The sequence below is a fragment of the uncultured Methanobrevibacter sp. genome (assembly GCF_902784195.1).
GTDB lineage: Archaea > Methanobacteriota > Methanobacteria > Methanobacteriales > Methanobacteriaceae > Methanobrevibacter.
Genome location: NZ_CACZTX010000002.1, coordinates 125026 through 140849, shown reverse-complemented (window position 1 = coordinate 140849; position 15824 = coordinate 125026). Strand labels below are relative to the sequence as shown.

General features: G+C 31.3%; 13 protein-coding genes and 1 tRNA gene. 6 read left to right on the top strand and 8 right to left on the bottom strand.

What is annotated here, in order from left to right:
- Nucleotides 1-39: 39 nt before the first annotated feature.
- Nucleotides 40-870 (bottom strand): sulfite exporter TauE/SafE family protein, encoded by an 831-nt coding sequence (locus QZU90_RS02950; protein WP_295607693.1) that lies wholly within the window; start codon nucleotides 868-870, stop codon nucleotides 40-42.
- Between the two features lie 168 nt (nucleotides 871-1038).
- Between QZU90_RS02950 and QZU90_RS02945 the strand changes: the two genes are divergently transcribed.
- Both QZU90_RS02945 and QZU90_RS02940 read left to right on the top strand, forming a co-directional pair.
- A complete protein-coding gene (locus QZU90_RS02945) occupies nucleotides 1039-2181 on the top strand; it encodes a hypothetical protein (protein ID WP_295607696.1) in 1143 nt (380 codons plus the stop codon).
- Between the two features lie 109 nt (nucleotides 2182-2290).
- Nucleotides 2291-4222: an MJ1255/VC2487 family glycosyltransferase gene (locus QZU90_RS02940; RefSeq protein ID WP_296855456.1), complete on the top strand. Its 1932-nt coding sequence runs from the start codon at nucleotides 2291-2293 to the stop codon at nucleotides 4220-4222.
- A 222-nt stretch (nucleotides 4223-4444) separates the two neighbouring features.
- Here the strand turns inward: QZU90_RS02940 and QZU90_RS02935 are convergent, their stop codons facing one another.
- Complete coding sequence (locus tag QZU90_RS02935) at nucleotides 4445-5449, bottom strand: transcription initiation factor IIB (RefSeq protein WP_394349913.1); 1005 nt, start codon at nucleotides 5447-5449, stop codon at nucleotides 4445-4447.
- A gap of 129 nt (nucleotides 5450-5578) precedes the next feature.
- Entirely contained in the window at nucleotides 5579-5953 is a 375-nt protein-coding gene (locus QZU90_RS02930; protein WP_296855454.1) for a Gar1/Naf1 family protein, read from the bottom strand.
- Between the two features lie 377 nt (nucleotides 5954-6330).
- On the opposite strand from QZU90_RS02930, the gene QZU90_RS02925 reads away from it, so the two are divergent.
- A complete protein-coding gene (locus QZU90_RS02925) occupies nucleotides 6331-7059 on the top strand; it encodes an NAD-dependent protein deacylase (RefSeq protein WP_296855452.1) in 729 nt (242 codons plus the stop codon).
- 83 nt (nucleotides 7060-7142) lie between these two features.
- On the opposite strand, the gene QZU90_RS02920 is transcribed toward QZU90_RS02925, so the two are convergent.
- Complete coding sequence (locus tag QZU90_RS02920; RefSeq protein ID WP_296855450.1) at nucleotides 7143-7877, bottom strand: RraA family protein; 735 nt, start codon at nucleotides 7875-7877, stop codon at nucleotides 7143-7145.
- A 1126-nt stretch (nucleotides 7878-9003) separates the two neighbouring features.
- On the opposite strand from QZU90_RS02920, the gene dnaG reads away from it, so the two are divergent.
- From dnaG to QZU90_RS02905, 3 genes are all read left to right on the top strand, one after another.
- Complete coding sequence (gene dnaG, locus QZU90_RS02915) at nucleotides 9004-10353, top strand: DNA primase DnaG (protein WP_296855448.1); 1350 nt, start codon at nucleotides 9004-9006, stop codon at nucleotides 10351-10353.
- A 363-nt stretch (nucleotides 10354-10716) separates the two neighbouring features.
- Complete coding sequence (gene xerA, locus QZU90_RS02910; protein WP_394350197.1) at nucleotides 10717-11715, top strand: site-specific tyrosine recombinase/integron integrase; 999 nt, start codon at nucleotides 10717-10719, stop codon at nucleotides 11713-11715.
- Between the two features lie 11 nt (nucleotides 11716-11726).
- A complete protein-coding gene (locus QZU90_RS02905; RefSeq protein WP_296855446.1) occupies nucleotides 11727-12962 on the top strand; it encodes an ATP-grasp domain-containing protein in 1236 nt (411 codons plus the stop codon).
- A gap of 55 nt (nucleotides 12963-13017) precedes the next feature.
- On the opposite strand, the gene QZU90_RS02900 is transcribed toward QZU90_RS02905, so the two are convergent.
- The 4 genes from QZU90_RS02900 to QZU90_RS02885 form a co-directional block, all read right to left on the bottom strand.
- The gene (locus QZU90_RS02900) at nucleotides 13018-13167 is read right to left on the bottom strand and encodes a hypothetical protein (RefSeq protein ID WP_295606583.1); all 150 of its coding nucleotides are present in this window, start codon (nucleotides 13165-13167) and stop codon (nucleotides 13018-13020) included.
- Between the two features lie 158 nt (nucleotides 13168-13325).
- Nucleotides 13326-13397: transfer RNA gene (locus tag QZU90_RS02895), tRNA-Gln, on the bottom strand.
- 256 nt (nucleotides 13398-13653) lie between these two features.
- Complete coding sequence (locus tag QZU90_RS02890) at nucleotides 13654-14343, bottom strand: V-type ATP synthase subunit D (RefSeq protein WP_295606580.1); 690 nt, start codon at nucleotides 14341-14343, stop codon at nucleotides 13654-13656.
- Between the two features lie 94 nt (nucleotides 14344-14437).
- On the bottom strand, nucleotides 14438-15823 hold the full coding sequence (locus QZU90_RS02885; RefSeq protein WP_295606577.1) for an ATP synthase subunit B: 1386 nt from the start codon (nucleotides 15821-15823) through the stop codon (nucleotides 14438-14440).
- Nucleotide 15824 lies beyond the last annotated feature (1 nt).

The window sequence follows — 15824 nt, the reverse complement described above, 5'->3', positions numbered from 1 at the left end:
TTTTAACTTTTTTTAACTTTTTTTATGATATTCTATTTTTTACAATCCCAATAGAATAGCTATTGGATCAAATCCGATCATTTTTATTGCCATATAAATCAGGATTATGGAAAATATCTGTTTTAGTCTTTCCTTAGGCATTTTATAAACTAATTTTGCACCAACTGTTGCCATAGGCACTGAAAACAGTACAATGAGAACAAAATTCACCAAACTCACATAACCTAATGAATATGGCATTGGATTAACTGACCAACCTGTGTAAATATATGAAATGAGCCCTCCAATAGCTGTCAAGGCTATGAAGACTGAAGATGTTCCAATAGCTTGAATCAAGCTGAATCCAAACAATATGCAAAGGGCAGGAATCAGGAAGACACCACCACCTACACCAAGCAATCCAGAGATTATACCTATTGAAAAACCTACAATTGCTGCACTCAATATATTGAAATCAATCAATGCCTTTTCACCATCAGTTCGAGAGCCAAATAGCATATCCAACGCTACAATAAAGAGTAGGCATGCAAAGATAATCTGCAAGATTCTTGAAGGAACAACATTTGCAAGAAGGCCACCGCAAAATCCTCCAATAATTCCAAAAACAGCTAATCTGATAGCTGGTTTTACGATTGATTTGTTCTTTTTCTGATGCTGATAAGCTCCAGAGGATGCTGTTGGAATGATAATTGCCAAACTGGTTCCCAAGGACACCATCATAGCAAGTGAAGGGTCAACCCCTACAGAACTGAATAAGAAGAATTGCAGAGGAACCATTAGGAATCCTCCACCTACTCCAAGCAATCCTGAAGCGAATCCTGCAAATATTCCTATTAAAATCAAACCTATATAAAAGCTAATTGGAAACATGATAACACTTTAAAATATAATAATTCAAGTTAAAATATAAAAATTTATAAATTATATGATTAATAAAACTTATAATAATATTGTATTTCATGTTTTAAATAAATATTTGAAAATATGGATTTTTAGAAATTGAAAAATTAAAATGGCTTTTGCTATGGGGAAATTCTTATGAAAACAAATAAATACATTCCTTTTGGAATAATTCTAATCATTTTTGGAACTCTCCTATTCTTCTTAAGTGGAATAGACCAATTCATAAGACCATTTACCCAACCGCTTCTAATGGGATCATCAAAAGGAAAAGACATTCTCTTTTTTGTCCTTTTAGGAATTACCATAATATTATCCACACTTGGAGACAATGGAAAGATATACAACTATTTTAAGAATCTCCAAATTCCAGAAATGCTGAAAGATAAGGATTTTTACTTAAAGTTATCCTTAATCATATTGCTCTTTACTGCAATAGCAGGAATTATCATGGAATTTTACTTAAGGAATTCACTTGGAATAGACTGGAACACAATTCTTGTAATCATGAATCCAAGTGAAACAAGCACAAGCATTCTCCATTCCCATTTATACAAAGGAATATTTGGAATGATCCTTGGAATGCTTTTAACTTACATTCCAGCGGGAATCCATACCGGAAGCTCCTTAAGTGCTTACACTCCAGATTTAATTGGTCTTCTATTCATATTAATTCCAATCAATTATATTGTCATGGTACTTTCATTGCAAAGACGAAAGGCAGCCCCAAGAATCTTTTTGGCAGTTGCAATCACAATCGGCATAATTGGACTCATTGATGGAGGATTATTTGCAACTCCAACAGTTGGAGGAATTTATGGGATACTCATATTGATGTACAATAATGAAATACTTAAAGGATTTTCAGATTATATAACTGAAAAATATAAAAGAGATGCAATTAAAAGCCAATTAAATGAAGAACTGATCACAATTAAATCTGTTTTATCAGGCAAAATGAGAGATAACGGAAAATCAGTTAAAAAGTATTTGAAGATTTTGATTCCACATATCGCTTTGATTCTAATCATCATATTAAGGTTTTCAATCGCATTTTATGGCGCTTGTCCAGATTCTTATGAATTAGATGTAGGCTACCCACATGATCTTGATGGATTAAATCAATACGATGTATTAAATTTAACAGATCATGAAAATAAAACAACAGTTTATCTTTCAAATCAATATAATGAGATGGAATTGTTAAATAACTTAGCCATTGATTTGAATGGAAAATGTGATTGGTACTCACTTAGCTGGAACATATATTCATACTTATAAATAGATTATGAAAAAAATCATCATTATTTATAAACAATAATTTTATTAAATAAATATATAACAAAAACAAAACAATTCAACCATATCTAATTATTCAGAGATGATTATAATGAAGATTAGTATTATCATACCCACATACAATGAAGAGGAATATCTTCCTAAATTGCTTGAAAGCATAAAATCCCAAGATTTTACTGATTATGAAGTTATTGTTGCAGATGCACAATCCGATGATAATACTAGAGAGATTGCTAAAGACTATGGTTGTGTTGTTGTAGAAGGAGGGCTTCCGGGACCTGGAAGAAATAGAGGTGCAGAAGTCGCCCAAGGTGAAATATTACTATTTTTAGATTCTGATTTGGAATTGACTGAAAATTACCTAAGCAATGTAGTTGAAGAGTTTGAGTCTGAGGAATTGGGAATAGCCATTACCCAAATGACCCCACTTTCTGAAAAGAAAAGAGACAAGTATCTTCATGACCTTGCAAACTGGTTTATGATAGCTGTTGAAAACATAAAGCCTCATGGAGCGGGATGCTATGGAATAATCTCCAAAAAGGAATTGCATGATGAAGTTGGAGGTTTTGATGAGAACCTGAACTTCGGAGAAGACACTGATTATATTGAACGTGTTGCTGAAATCAGTGAATTTAAAGTTCTTAGAAATGCAAGAATCGGTGTTTCCACCAGAAGACTTGAAGAGGAAGGACTTTACACCTTGCTTAAGCAATATGGTAAAAGCACTGTAAATGACTTTAGAGGAAAAAGAACTTCAGCTGAGGACTTAGGCTATGAGTTTGGACATGATCCAATATCTGCACTTGATAGTGTTGAAATGGAAAAGATTGCTGAAAAATCCAGAAACAGAAAGCTAAAAGACAGAATCAATAAATTCAAGGACAGAGAAATCAAAGAAAATGAACTTATTGAAGTCAGTGAAGAGGAAACTGGCCTTATCGTTAAAGAGGCAGCAGGCTCTGAAGGCAGGAAAAGAATTTTCTATTCCGTTTGTGGAGAAGGAATGGGACATGCAATCAGAAGCAGCGTTATTCTAGAGCATTTAACCAAAAAATATGATGTTTATATCTTTTCCAGTGAAAGGGCATATGAATTCCTATCCAATAAATTTGATAATGTATTTGAGATTGGAGGATTCAATACTGTCTATGAGAACAACGTGGTTAGAACCAAGAAAACATTCTTTAAGGCATTGAAGGCAAATCCTACAAACTTAAAGGAAGGATACAATGTTTTATATAAGGAATGCAAGAGAATAAAGCCTAATATAATCATATCCGACTTTGAGAACTATGCAAGTATGCTAAGCAAGCTCATGAACATCCCATTGATCAGTCTTGACAACATCCATATGTTGACCCAATGCGAATATGATTATCCTCCACATCACAGGGCGGATATGCTAACTGCAAAGGCAGTTACCAAATCATACATATTAAGACCAAAAAGGCACATAATCACAACATTCTTCTATCCTCCATTAAAGCATCCTAACATGACTGCACTTTACCCTCCAGTATTAAGGGAAGAGATAATGAAACTGGAACCTGTTGGAGGAGACCATGTTTTGGTTTATCAAACAGCAGAATCAAGCATAAACCTTATGGAAGAGCTTAAGAAACTTGATTACAAATTCATCGTTTATGGCTTCAACAAGGATGATGTCGATGAGAACTTGACTTACAGGTCATTTAATGAAAAGCAGATCTTTGAGGACATGAGAACAGCTAAGGCAATTATAGTGAACGGAGGGTTTACTATGATTTCAGAGGCAATATATCTTAAAAAGCCTATCTACTGCACTCCTGCCCATAAGAACTTTGAACAGATATTGAATGGTTTCTATGTTGAAAAGTTAGGATTTGGAGAATCCCATGATGACTTGGATGTCAATAAGATTGAAAGCTTTTTAGATAATCTTGACAAGTATCAGGAAAACCTAAACAAGGTCGAACCATGGGACAATACTGAAATCCTAAAAGATCTTGACTTAAGCATTGAAAAATATTCAAAGCTTTATTAGTGCCTGAATTGAAAAATAAGCCTTTTTTATTTATTTTTTTAATAAACTATTTTTTACTTCATGTAATTACATGATTTACATGAAATCAATTTTTTTTAATTAATTTTTTAAGAAATGATTTTAATTTTTTTAATAGTTTCATAATATACGAATAAAAATATATGTGATAAAAAAAGCTTGAAAAATGAAATGATCGAAATAAAAAAAGAAAAGAATTGAGTGTTATAAAGTTACACCCATTTCTAATTGTTCAGTAAGTTCTTTGTATCTGTTACGGATAGTCACTTCAGTTACACCTGCAACTTCTGCAACATCCCTTTGGGTTTTTCTTTCACCTAATAAAACAGATGCAATGTATAATGCAGCTGCTGCTACACCAGTTGGACCTCTACCGGAAGTTAATCCTTTTTCCATTGCCTTTTCAATGATTTCAATGGATCTGGATTGTACTTCACCAGAAAGACCAAGTTCACTTGCGAATCTTGGAACGTAATCTACTGGAGATGTAGGAGGTAATTTAATGTTCAATTCTCTTGTTAAGAATCTGTAAGTTCTTCCAACTTCTTTTTTACTTACTCTAGAAACTTCAGCGATTTCATCTAAAGTACGAGGTACTTTACATCTTCTACAAGCTGCATATAAAGAAGCAGCTACAACTCCTTCAATACTTCTTCCACGGATAAGCTTGTTTTCCACTGCACTTCTGTAAACAACAGAAGCAGCTTCCCTTACACTTCTTGGAAGACCTAATCTTGAAGAGTCTCTGTCTAATTCACTTAATGCAAAAGCCAAGTTACGTTCAGTAGCACCGGAAATTCTGATTTTTCTTTGCCATTTTCTTAAACGGTACCATTGAGCTCTGTTTCTTGCAGGAATATCTCTACCATAGATGTCCTTATTCCTCCAATCAATCATTGTACTTAAACCTTTATCGTGAATAGTGTAAGTAATAGGAGCACCTACTCTTGTACGTTTGTCTCTTTGTTCATGGTCGAATGCTCTCCATTCAGGACCCATATCTACAAGGTTTTCATCAATAACTAATCCACAGTTAGCACAAACCACTTCTGCCCTTTCATAATCTCCAATCAATTCAGTTGATCCACATTGAGGACATACAGTTTGTTTTTCTGGCTCAGAGTCATCTTTTTGTCTTCTTCTTGAAGTTCTTTTGGAATTTTGAAGAACTTCATCAGATAATCCTTCTTTCGTGTTAATCTCTCCTATTATATCAATTTGACTAAGTTTTATCCCTAAAAATAGAGAAATGCCTTTAATTTTCTCTAAGAAATGAATAGAGAAAAACTTTTAATTTTCTCTAAGAAATAAATAGAGAAAAAAGTTTTTTAAATTAAACTATTTGTTTCTTCTTTTTCTTGAATTAGATTTCCTACTTCTAGAATTTTTTGAATTCCTGGAATTTCTGGAATTAGCTTTTGAACCCTTTTTAGACTTAGAGTTCTTATTTTTTCTATTCATCTTTTCCATTTCACTTTTAGTGGAAACAAATAGCTTTTCACCATGTCTACTTTCAAGATCTCTTCTATTTACTGACCTAAAAATATTTACGGAAACATATGGATTTTTAACTGGGCCAAAAATAGAATATACCTTACCTATTTTCTGCTTATCATTAGTAAAAACAAAAGCTCCTGCAGGAGGAGTCTTTGTGGTTTTGACAATTAATTTTCCAGAATTGGCAAGGTGTGAGATGTTTCCTAAAAATTTCATCAAATCACCTTAAAAATAAACATTAGTACATCTTAATATAATGACATTATAGTATATAAATATTTCGATGCCTTTATATATAAAAAAATTTCTTCTTAAAAAGGATTACTAAAAAATCCTAATAAAAACTCTTTATATATCCCATATTCATTCTCTAATCAACAAACAATTGATTAATAATAGTTATATTGGGTAATATATAAAGATTATGGAATTAGATAGAGAATAAAAAGAGATAATGATAGTAAAGGAAATAATGACAATAATCAGAATAATGATGAATAATAAGAAATAATGATAGTAAAGGAAATAATGACAATAATCAGAATAATGATGAATAATAAGAAATAATAGTGAACAAAAACATAAATAAAATTATGAATAAAATTAGCGAGTTACAGGAAATTATAGACAATAGCGATAATATTGTATTCTTCGGAGGGGCAGGAGTTTCAACAGAAAGTGGAATACCTGATTTCAGATCTGAAAATGGAGTGTTTAAAAGCTTGGAAAAATATGGGCACAGTCCAGAATATCTCGTTTCTCATAGTTACTACTTAAGCCATACCGAAGAGTTCTTCAATTATTACAAGGAAAATCTCATTTTCAAGGATGCAAAGCCAAATCCTGCTCATTTAAAGATTGCTGAACTTGAAAAGGCAGGAAAGATAAAGGCAGTCATCACTCAAAACATTGATGGCTTGCACCAAAAGGCAGGAAGCAAAAATGTTCTAGAGCTTCATGGAAGCATCCATAGAAACTATTGCGAGTTCTGCAAAAGTGAATACGACTTGGATTTCATCTTAAAAAGCGATGGAGTTCCTAGATGTGAATGTGGTGGAATAATCAAGCCAGATGTCGTTCTCTATGAAGAACCGTTGAACAATGATGTTTTAAGCTCATCCATCAATTACATAGCTAATGCAGACACATTAATAATCGGAGGAACTTCACTAGTCGTTTATCCTGCTGCAGGATTGGTAAATTACTTCAATGGCTCAAAATTGGTTTTAATCAATAAAAGCGAAACTCCTTATGACAATTTAGCAAGTTTAGTCATTAATGATGCTATTGGAGAAACTTTAGAACAGACGAAAATAGAATAATAATTGAATAAAAATAGAAAATAAATTAAATAAAATAAAAAAATAATGAAAAATTTGCCTTTAAAAAATAGAGAAAAAGATTATTATCTATTTAAACCAATAATCTCAGATAATAATCTGCCTTTTTTCAATTCCTTAATGATATGGCTTTCCTTTACCTTTACGTTAAAGGTAGCCACCATTGTTTCATGAAACAGTTCATTAGGAATCACCACTACACCATTTTGGTCTCCAAATACGAAGTCTCCTGGTTTTATAATGTCATCATCAATTTCCAAATCAACGTTAATTTCACCAAGACCTAATGCCTTTCCAGCATTTGGAAGATAATCAAGGGCAAATACAGGATAATCCAAATCAACAAGGGCATCCATATCCCTTGCCCAACCGTATAAAACAGTTCCTGCGATTCCCTTCTCACCTGCACAGGTTGAAGCAAGCTCTCCCCAAACGGAAGCAGGCTTTCCATAAGTGTAAATGAATAGGACTTCACCTTTTTCTGCATTGTCCATAGCCATCAATGAAGTTCCCCAATCATCAGTATTGGTCTTTGCAGTGAATATCTTACCATAAACCTTATTGTCATTCATAGGTTTTAATCCATCAATAACACCGCTGCGGCCAGAGACAGATGAGTAAGCATCTGACACTTGACAAGCAGAACTTGAATCCAAAATCTTTTTCAATAAAGCATGATTCTTGCTTTTTTCATTATCCAAATCATCTATGGAAAAATCATATTTGCTAATATCTACATCATCTAAGTCAATCACTTTGGATGATTTTTTCAATAAAGTCTTAGGAGTGATCTTAGCCAATTTAACACCTCTTTTAAAAATAAAATTATTAAAAATTATTAAAAATTATTAATAGAATAATTAATTATCTACACTTAAATTTCTAAAGTATGTTTAATAAATATTTCTAAAATTCTTAAGAATTTTTCAATTCATTAGAAAAATATAAAATAATTTATATATTATAATAAAGATATTATTATGTGGATACTAAAATCATATAAAAATGATATTAGATTATAATAGAAATTATAATTACATTATTAATTAATTCAAACATTAATTAATTCATTATTAATTACGATTATTACAATTATTATTAAAATTAAAGACTTAAGGTGAAAGGAAAATAGATTATTATTAATTAAATTAAACTAATTATCATAAAATAAATTCAGAATAAATCTTTACTTAAATAAACGATTACATTAATTATAAGATAAAAAGAACAATTATTCATTGAGTTATTTGAATTAGCTTATATAAAAATAAATTAAACTATTATATTCAACTACTTTTACCAATCATTAAAATCATGAGATTAATTAAAAGATCATTATCAAATTTAGAAACAAAAAACAAATCTAAATTAAAATGGTAACATTTATGCCATTTATGGATTTAAATGATTTTCTTTAAATTTTAATCAAACAAATATCTTTTTTTATATGAATTTGATCATAGAATATTTCAAAGATTTTAAATAGCTAATGTCTATTTAGACTCAAAAATTCTATAAATAAATAGTATCTGCTTTTATCAATTAATTTATAAAATTAATTAATCAATTTATTACAAATTACAGTATAATTTAAAATTATAATCAATTATAAATTAACAAATTATAGATTACAATTTATTAATTAAAATTAATTATAATTAAGCTAGTAGTAAAATTGTTATTATGCTAAATCTTAATTAGACTAATTAATTTTAAATCATTGCTCAAGATGAGCTTAATTAAGAAAATGAGGTATTATTAATTATAAATGTTTAAAACTGAATGTAAAAAAACAAGATTATTCATGTGTTATGGATAAAAATAATCAAAGGTTTTAAATTATCATGATAGATATTGGTTATGATAACAATTCTACGAAAAACTAGCCTTAAATTATCCTATTACAAAGCTCAAAGGAGGCTTATTATGGGAAAAGGTGTAGAATTAACTACAACTAAATATCTTATTCACGCTCAAATCAATGCAAACGGAATCGTAGAAAAACCTGATGTAGTAGGTGCGGTTTTCGGACAGACTGAAGGCCTTTTAAGTAACGATTTAGACTTAAGAGAGCTCCAAAGAACTGGAAGAATAGGAAGGATCCAAGTTATCATTCACTCAAATGGCGGACGTGCAAAAGGTGAAATCGTAATTCCATCTAGCTTAGATAGAATCGAAACTGCTATCCTTGCAGCATCCTTAGAAACCATTAACCGTGTAGGTCCTTGTGAAGCTTCTATTGAAGTTCTTAGAGTTGAAGACGTAAGAGCTGTGAAAAGACAACAAGTTATTAATCGTGCAAAAGAAATTTATATGGGCATGATGGAAACTGTCTCTCCTGAAAGCATGAAAATGATTGAAGAAATCAGAGAATCCATGAGAGTTCATGAAATTTCTGAATTCGGAGCAGAAAGACTTCCTGCAGGTCCAAATGTACACACTTCCGATGCAATTATCGTTGTTGAAGGAAGAAATGATGTTTTAAATTTATTAAAATACGGAATTAAAAACACTGTCGCAGTTGAAGGAGTTAATATCCCTACCAGTGTAGCTGAATTAACTAAAAAAAGAACTGTAACTGCATTTGTTGATGGTGACCGTGGCGGAGAATTAATCTTAAAAGAACTCTTGCAAGTTGGAGATGTGGACTACATTACCAGAGCGCCAAGAGGCAAAGAAGTTGAAGATTTAGAAAAAGAAGAAGTTTTAATTGCTTTAAGAGACAAAGCTCCTACTGAACAAGTAATAAACAACCTTGATTTCAATTTAGACACTCAAGGTAAAGTGGGAAAAAACAAAATCAACAGAACTAGCAAAACTAGTGATAGAAGAGCAAAAAACTTAAACAAATCCGATAAATTTCACGGAAACAAAAACGGCAGAAACGATCGCAAAGACAAATTCGAAAGAAAAAACGGCAGAAACGATCGCAGAGGAAAAGATAGAAATTCCAGAGGCCGTAGAGACAGACAAAACGACAGAATCCAAGATAGTAGAATAAAATTATTAAAGAACATGTTAAAAGATTTAGAAGGAACTGGAAACAGTGAAATCTACGATGATTCTTTAAACTTATTAAAAGAAACTAATGTTGAAACCCTTTACGAAGATTTAAAACAAGACAATCCTGATGCAGACACCGTTATTTTCGATGGTGTAATCAGCCAAAGATTAGTCGACATTGCATACTCCAAAGGAATCAAAACCTTAGTTGCTTTTAAATCAAGCAGAGTAATTAAAAGACCTGACAAGCTCAGAATAGTTACTTTAAACTAAATGGATTATTCGACTATTTAATTCCAAATTCAAATAGAAATAAATAATTTTATTTCTATATTTTTTCTTTTTTTATTTTTTAACAATTTTAATTTTTTTACGAATTTTTACAGTTTACGATTTAACTTATTTTACTTATTTAACTTATTTTACTTATTTAACTTATTTTACTGATTCAATAAACTAATTTTAAAAATATTTAAATAAAACCATGAATATAATTAGGTATAACGAAGTAAAATTAATAAATTAATTAGTTAATAATAAAAAATTGAATAATCAATTTTAAGAAAAGAAATTTTTTAAAGAATTATCCTAAATTTAGATTAATGGGTTTGGTAAAGATCTAAAGAAGGAATTTATATGAATCTTTTTACAGAGCAATTGAACTTATCAAATGAACCTATCCAAAAGTCTCCAATTAAACTGCCGGTTATCGATGAAAATGGAGATAAAAAGCATTTGATGGAAGTGTTTGATTTTGAAAGCATGCTCGAAGATTATCTAATTGAACTAGAGATTAGAAACTATTCAGAAAATACTGTAAAAACATACAGTTCCATCATTCATAACCTAATCAATTATATGAAAAATGAGGAAAACCTATATGATGGAAAAAGATTTTTAGCTAGTTTCAGAAAGTATATCCGTGACTTGAAAAGGGACAAGTACCTTACCCAAAATTACATTTACCTAACTACAGTCGTTTCAAAGAAATTCCTTGAATTCAATGACATCTATTTTTTAGAGGACATTAAAAATCCAAAGAGAACAAAGTCATTGCCTAAATCCTTAAATGAAAAGGAAGTGAAGGATTTGATAGAGGCTGTATCTATTGATGAAAATGACACTCCTTTTAAACAAAAGTCTAAAAGAAGGGATAAGGTCATACTAACACTGCTTTACTCTACAGGGCTTCGTATTTCAGAACTTGTAAAACTATTGAAAAGAGATATTGATTTTGATGAAAGGACCATTAGGGTTAGAGGTAAAGGGGATAAGGATAGGATTGTTCTTTTTGATGAACATACAAAAGAGCTTTTATTGGACTATCTTGAAGTGGATAAACAGGATTCAGAATATATTTTTGTAAATAAGAATGGAAATAGTCTCACTCCCAGATATGTTCAGATGATGATTAAGAAATATGCAGATGAAGCAGGAATCAAAAAGAAAGTCACCCCTCATGTATTAAGACACTCATTTGCTACACATCTCTTAAAGAATGGAGTGGATATAAGGGTAATTCAACAGCTCCTTGGACATTCAAGTCTTTCTACAACTCAGATTTACACCAGTGTAGACATGGACACAATCAAAACAGTATATGATCAAGCAAGAGAACAGGAAAATAACATTTAGGGATGAAAATTATGGATAATTTACTTCTTATGGGAATTGACACAAGACCAATGGTTAATTCAGCACTGAAATTGGATTACAAAATATTTTCCATAAGCTATTTTAAAACTGTTGACTTTAAAGTACCTTATAGAGAGAAGCATGTTTTAGATCAAGAAAGTGTCATTTCCTGTGGAAGGTTTGAAGAGAATTATTCACCTAAGAAAATTCTTGAATTATCAAAAGATTTTCTTTTTCAAAATTATGATGAAAATGAAATTGATAAGATTGTACTCACCACTGGAATAAATGCAAAAAATTTTTCTGGAGAATTTAAAAAATTTAGAAAAATTGTTCGTGGCAATAAGAACACTGAATGTGTTGATAATAAATTCAAATTTTACAATAAGCTGAAAAACAAATTTGATGTCCCACTTACATTTCAACCATCTGATGTAGGGGAACTCAATGAAATTTTGCAACAATACACTAACAATCAATTTATTTTAAAACCCCTTCAAGGAAGTGGAGGGTTAGGAATTTTCTTGCTAAATAATGAAAGTTGTAATGAATTAAAACAAGTGAATGAAATTTATGAAAATATTTCACTTGAAAACTATATACTTCAGGAATATATTGAAGGAACTAATGTATCATCCTCAGTATTGTCAAGTCAAAATGATAGAAAAAATTTGATCAATTCAAGATTGATAACTGAACATGACTTGGGAAATGAATCATATGAATATTCTGGAAACATTTTGCCATTGGATGAAAATAGCTTTAGAATGTTTAATGATAATCAAACAGAAATTAATGCTGATGAACTTAATGATGAGATGAAAGATACATCTGAAGATTTGATCAAGCAGTTCAACCTTATTGGATCAAATGGTGTTGACTATATTTTAGATAAGGATGGGAAGTTGAAAATCATTGAAATCAACCCAAGGTTCCAGGGAACTTATGAACTGGTTGAAAATTCACTTGACATAAATCTCTTGGATGCACACATAAAGGCATGTGAAGGAGAAATCATAGACATTCCAAATCCAAGCCAATATTCAATCAAGAAAATCATTTATGCAAGAAAACAAGTCAATATAGGAAATCTGAATATTCCAAATGTATATGACATTCCTTATGAAGGAGTTAAAATAGAAAAAGACCAGCCTTTAGTAACCATCATCAGCTCAAATGAAAACTTGAAAACTGCAATTGATGATGCAAAAATAGCGGAAGATGAAGTTTATAAAAATATTGACTAATTAAAAAAATTGAATTAAAGAAAGAGATAATTAAAAAAAGTAAAATAATCTAAAATTAGATTACTCCTACTAATATTAAAATAAGCATGATAGTACCAATAACCACCAGGAAAGTAGTTATAATCATAGCACCAGTAATCCCCATGAATAATTTTGCCTTATTGTCAGGATCTCTTAAAAATTGATGAATTGGGTCTCTTCTCATAATTTCACCATTTTAAAACTTTATTGAATACAATATAATATATCATAAAAGAACTTATTAAATTTTACTTAAAAAACTAGTTTTAAAAAAATATTTTATAATAAAAAAATAGCCATTAAAAATATAACAGTGTTATAATTATCCTCTAAAAAAATTGATAGTCCCGAGCGGAGTCGAACCGCCGTCTCCGGGTCCAAAGCCTAGAAGGATTACCACTACCCCACGGGACTATACAACATACTATAATATGTTAAACATAATATATAAAGTTAACTAAAATTAGAAATCAAAAATTGATATAATAAAAAAATAGTAAATAAAAATTGTAAAAAATAGTGGATAAAACAAATAAAAAAAATTTTATAAAAATAGATAAAAATAGTTTAAAATTATAAAATAAAAAAATTGAAAATAATAAAATTAAGATATAAACACAAATTCCATTTCAACAAGTGAAATATGAATTGCATTTATTCTAAATTTTAATTATTCACTTTGAGCTGCTTTTAATTGAGCTTTTGCTAAAGCTTCTGCTTCGTTTTTCTCGATAGTAGATCTAATCATCTTCATTCTTACGAAGTTTTCCCTTTCCATTTCTTCAAGCTTCATATTAATGGACTTAATAGTAGCTTGGAATCTAGGAATCATAATGTGTTCAAGAGAGTTTACTCTACGTTTAGTAGCTTCAATCTCATCAGCTAAAAGATAAATGGTTTTTTCGATTTCCCCCAATTCAATAATGTATTTCAAAGCAGTTTCGAATTTCTTTGCTGCTTCGTCTAATTGGATGGAAGTGTCGGATAAACCGTATCCTCTGTCAACTAAAGTTCTTGATTCCATTTCCATATCAGCTATAGGTACGTTAACACCCATAATACTTCTTGAAGAAATATCTACTTTAACAGATTCTTTAACAGATAAAGCTGCTTTTTGAACAGCTAAATCACCCATTGTAATTTGAGCTTCAGTAAGTGCTGCGTAAGCTTCAGAAAGGTTAGTTTCTGCGTTTTCTCTAGCACCTTTAACTCTATCCAAGATGTCGAAGAACTCTTTAATTAAAGCGTCCCTTTTTTGTTTTAACAAACTGTGACCTTTAACTGCAAGTTTTTCCCTATCTTTAAGAGCTAATAACTCCATACGGGTTGGGTTAATACCATCAAGTATTTCTTCTGCCATACTATCCTCCTAAAAGATAATATTCCTAATTAAAACTTAAATTCGTGATGAATTTAATTAAAATATTAGAATTGAATCTAATAAAACATTAGACTTATTCTGGGTAATATTTTTCAATAAATTCATCTTTTACTCTTTTAAGTTCAGTCTTAGGCAATATGGTTAATAATTTCCAACCAAGATCTAAAGTTTCAACAATACTTCTGTCTTCATCTTTAGCTTGAGTAATGAACTCATCTTCGAAAGCTTGAGCAAATGCTAAGAAACTTTGGTCCCTTTCAGTAAGAGCGTCTTCCCCTACTACAGCAACTAAGTCTCTTAAGTTACGTCCTTCTGCGTAAGCAGAATAAAGTTGGTCAGATACACCACTGTGGTCATCACGGGTCTTATCGTCACCGATACCACCACTCATCAAACGAGATAAGGATGGAAGTACGTCTACAGGTGGATAAATACCTTTCCTGTGGATATCCCTACTGAGTACGATTTGTCCTTCAGTAATATATCCGGTTAAGTCAGGAATTGGGTGAGTAATATCGTCTTGAGGCATAACTAAGATAGGCATCTGAGTAATAGAACCTTCTTTACCTGCAATACGTCCTGCACGTTCGTAAATACCAGCTAAGTCAGTGTACATGTAACCAGGGTAACCTCTACGACCAGGTACTTCGTCCCTAGCTGCGGAAATTTCCCTTAATGCTTCACAGTAGTTGGATAAGTCAGTAAGAATAACCAATACGTGCATACCAAGTTCGAATGCCATGTATTCAGCAGTGGTTAATGCCATTTTAGGAGTAAGAATCCTTTCAATAGCAGGGTCGTCTGCTAAGTTCATGAATACAGTTACTTTTTCTAATGCTCCAGTTCTTTCGAAATCTCTCATAAAGAAGTTTGCTTCTTCGTGAGTAATACCCATAGCAGCGAAAATTACTGCGAAGTCGTCGTCGGAACCTACTACTTTAGCTTGTCTTGCAATTTGAGCAGCTAAATCGTTGTGTGGTAAACCAGATCCTGAAAAGATAGGTAATTTTTGTCCTCTTACGAGGGTGTTCATTCCATCAATAGTGGAAATACCGGTTTGGATAAACTCTGCAGGGAATTCTCTTGATGCAGGGTTCATTGGGTTACCGTTAATATCTAATTCTTTTTCTGGGATGATTTCTGGACCACCGTCAATAGGTTTTCCAGTACCGTCGAAGATACGACCCATCATATCTTTAGAAACACCGATTTTAGCAGTTTCACCAGTAAATCTTACTTTAGTGTTTAAGGTGTTTAAGTCAGTAGTACCTTCGAATACTTGAACAACAGCAACATCGTCTTTTACTTCTAATACTTGTCCTCTTCTGTGTTCACCGGTAGGAGCTTCGATTTCTACGATTTCGTTATAAGCTACACCTTCAACACCTTCTACTACCATCAAAGGACCAGAAACTTCAGAAACTGTTGTATATTCTCTTGTTTTAATATCAGCATTCATT

Coding starts and splice junctions, on each gene's coding strand:
- QZU90_RS02885 (WP_295606577.1), bottom strand. CDS start 15,823: ATGAATGCTGATATTAAAACAAGAGAATATACAACAGTTTCTGAAGTT.
- QZU90_RS02925 (WP_296855452.1), top strand. CDS start 6,331: ATGAATAAAATTAGCGAGTTACAGGAAATTATAGACAATAGCGATAAT.
- QZU90_RS02900 (WP_295606583.1), bottom strand. CDS start 13,167: ATGAGAAGAGACCCAATTCATCAATTTTTAAGAGATCCTGACAATAAG.
- QZU90_RS02890 (WP_295606580.1), bottom strand. CDS start 14,343: ATGGCAGAAGAAATACTTGATGGTATTAACCCAACCCGTATGGAGTTA.
- QZU90_RS02950 (WP_295607693.1), bottom strand. CDS start 870: ATGTTTCCAATTAGCTTTTATATAGGTTTGATTTTAATAGGAATATTT.
- QZU90_RS02940 (WP_296855456.1), top strand. CDS start 2,291: ATGAAGATTAGTATTATCATACCCACATACAATGAAGAGGAATATCTT.
- QZU90_RS02945 (WP_295607696.1), top strand. CDS start 1,039: ATGAAAACAAATAAATACATTCCTTTTGGAATAATTCTAATCATTTTT.
- dnaG (WP_296855448.1), top strand. CDS start 9,004: ATGGGAAAAGGTGTAGAATTAACTACAACTAAATATCTTATTCACGCT.
- xerA (WP_394350197.1), top strand. CDS start 10,717: ATGAATCTTTTTACAGAGCAATTGAACTTATCAAATGAACCTATCCAA.
- QZU90_RS02905 (WP_296855446.1), top strand. CDS start 11,727: ATGGATAATTTACTTCTTATGGGAATTGACACAAGACCAATGGTTAAT.
- QZU90_RS02930 (WP_296855454.1), bottom strand. CDS start 5,953: ATGAAATTTTTAGGAAACATCTCACACCTTGCCAATTCTGGAAAATTA.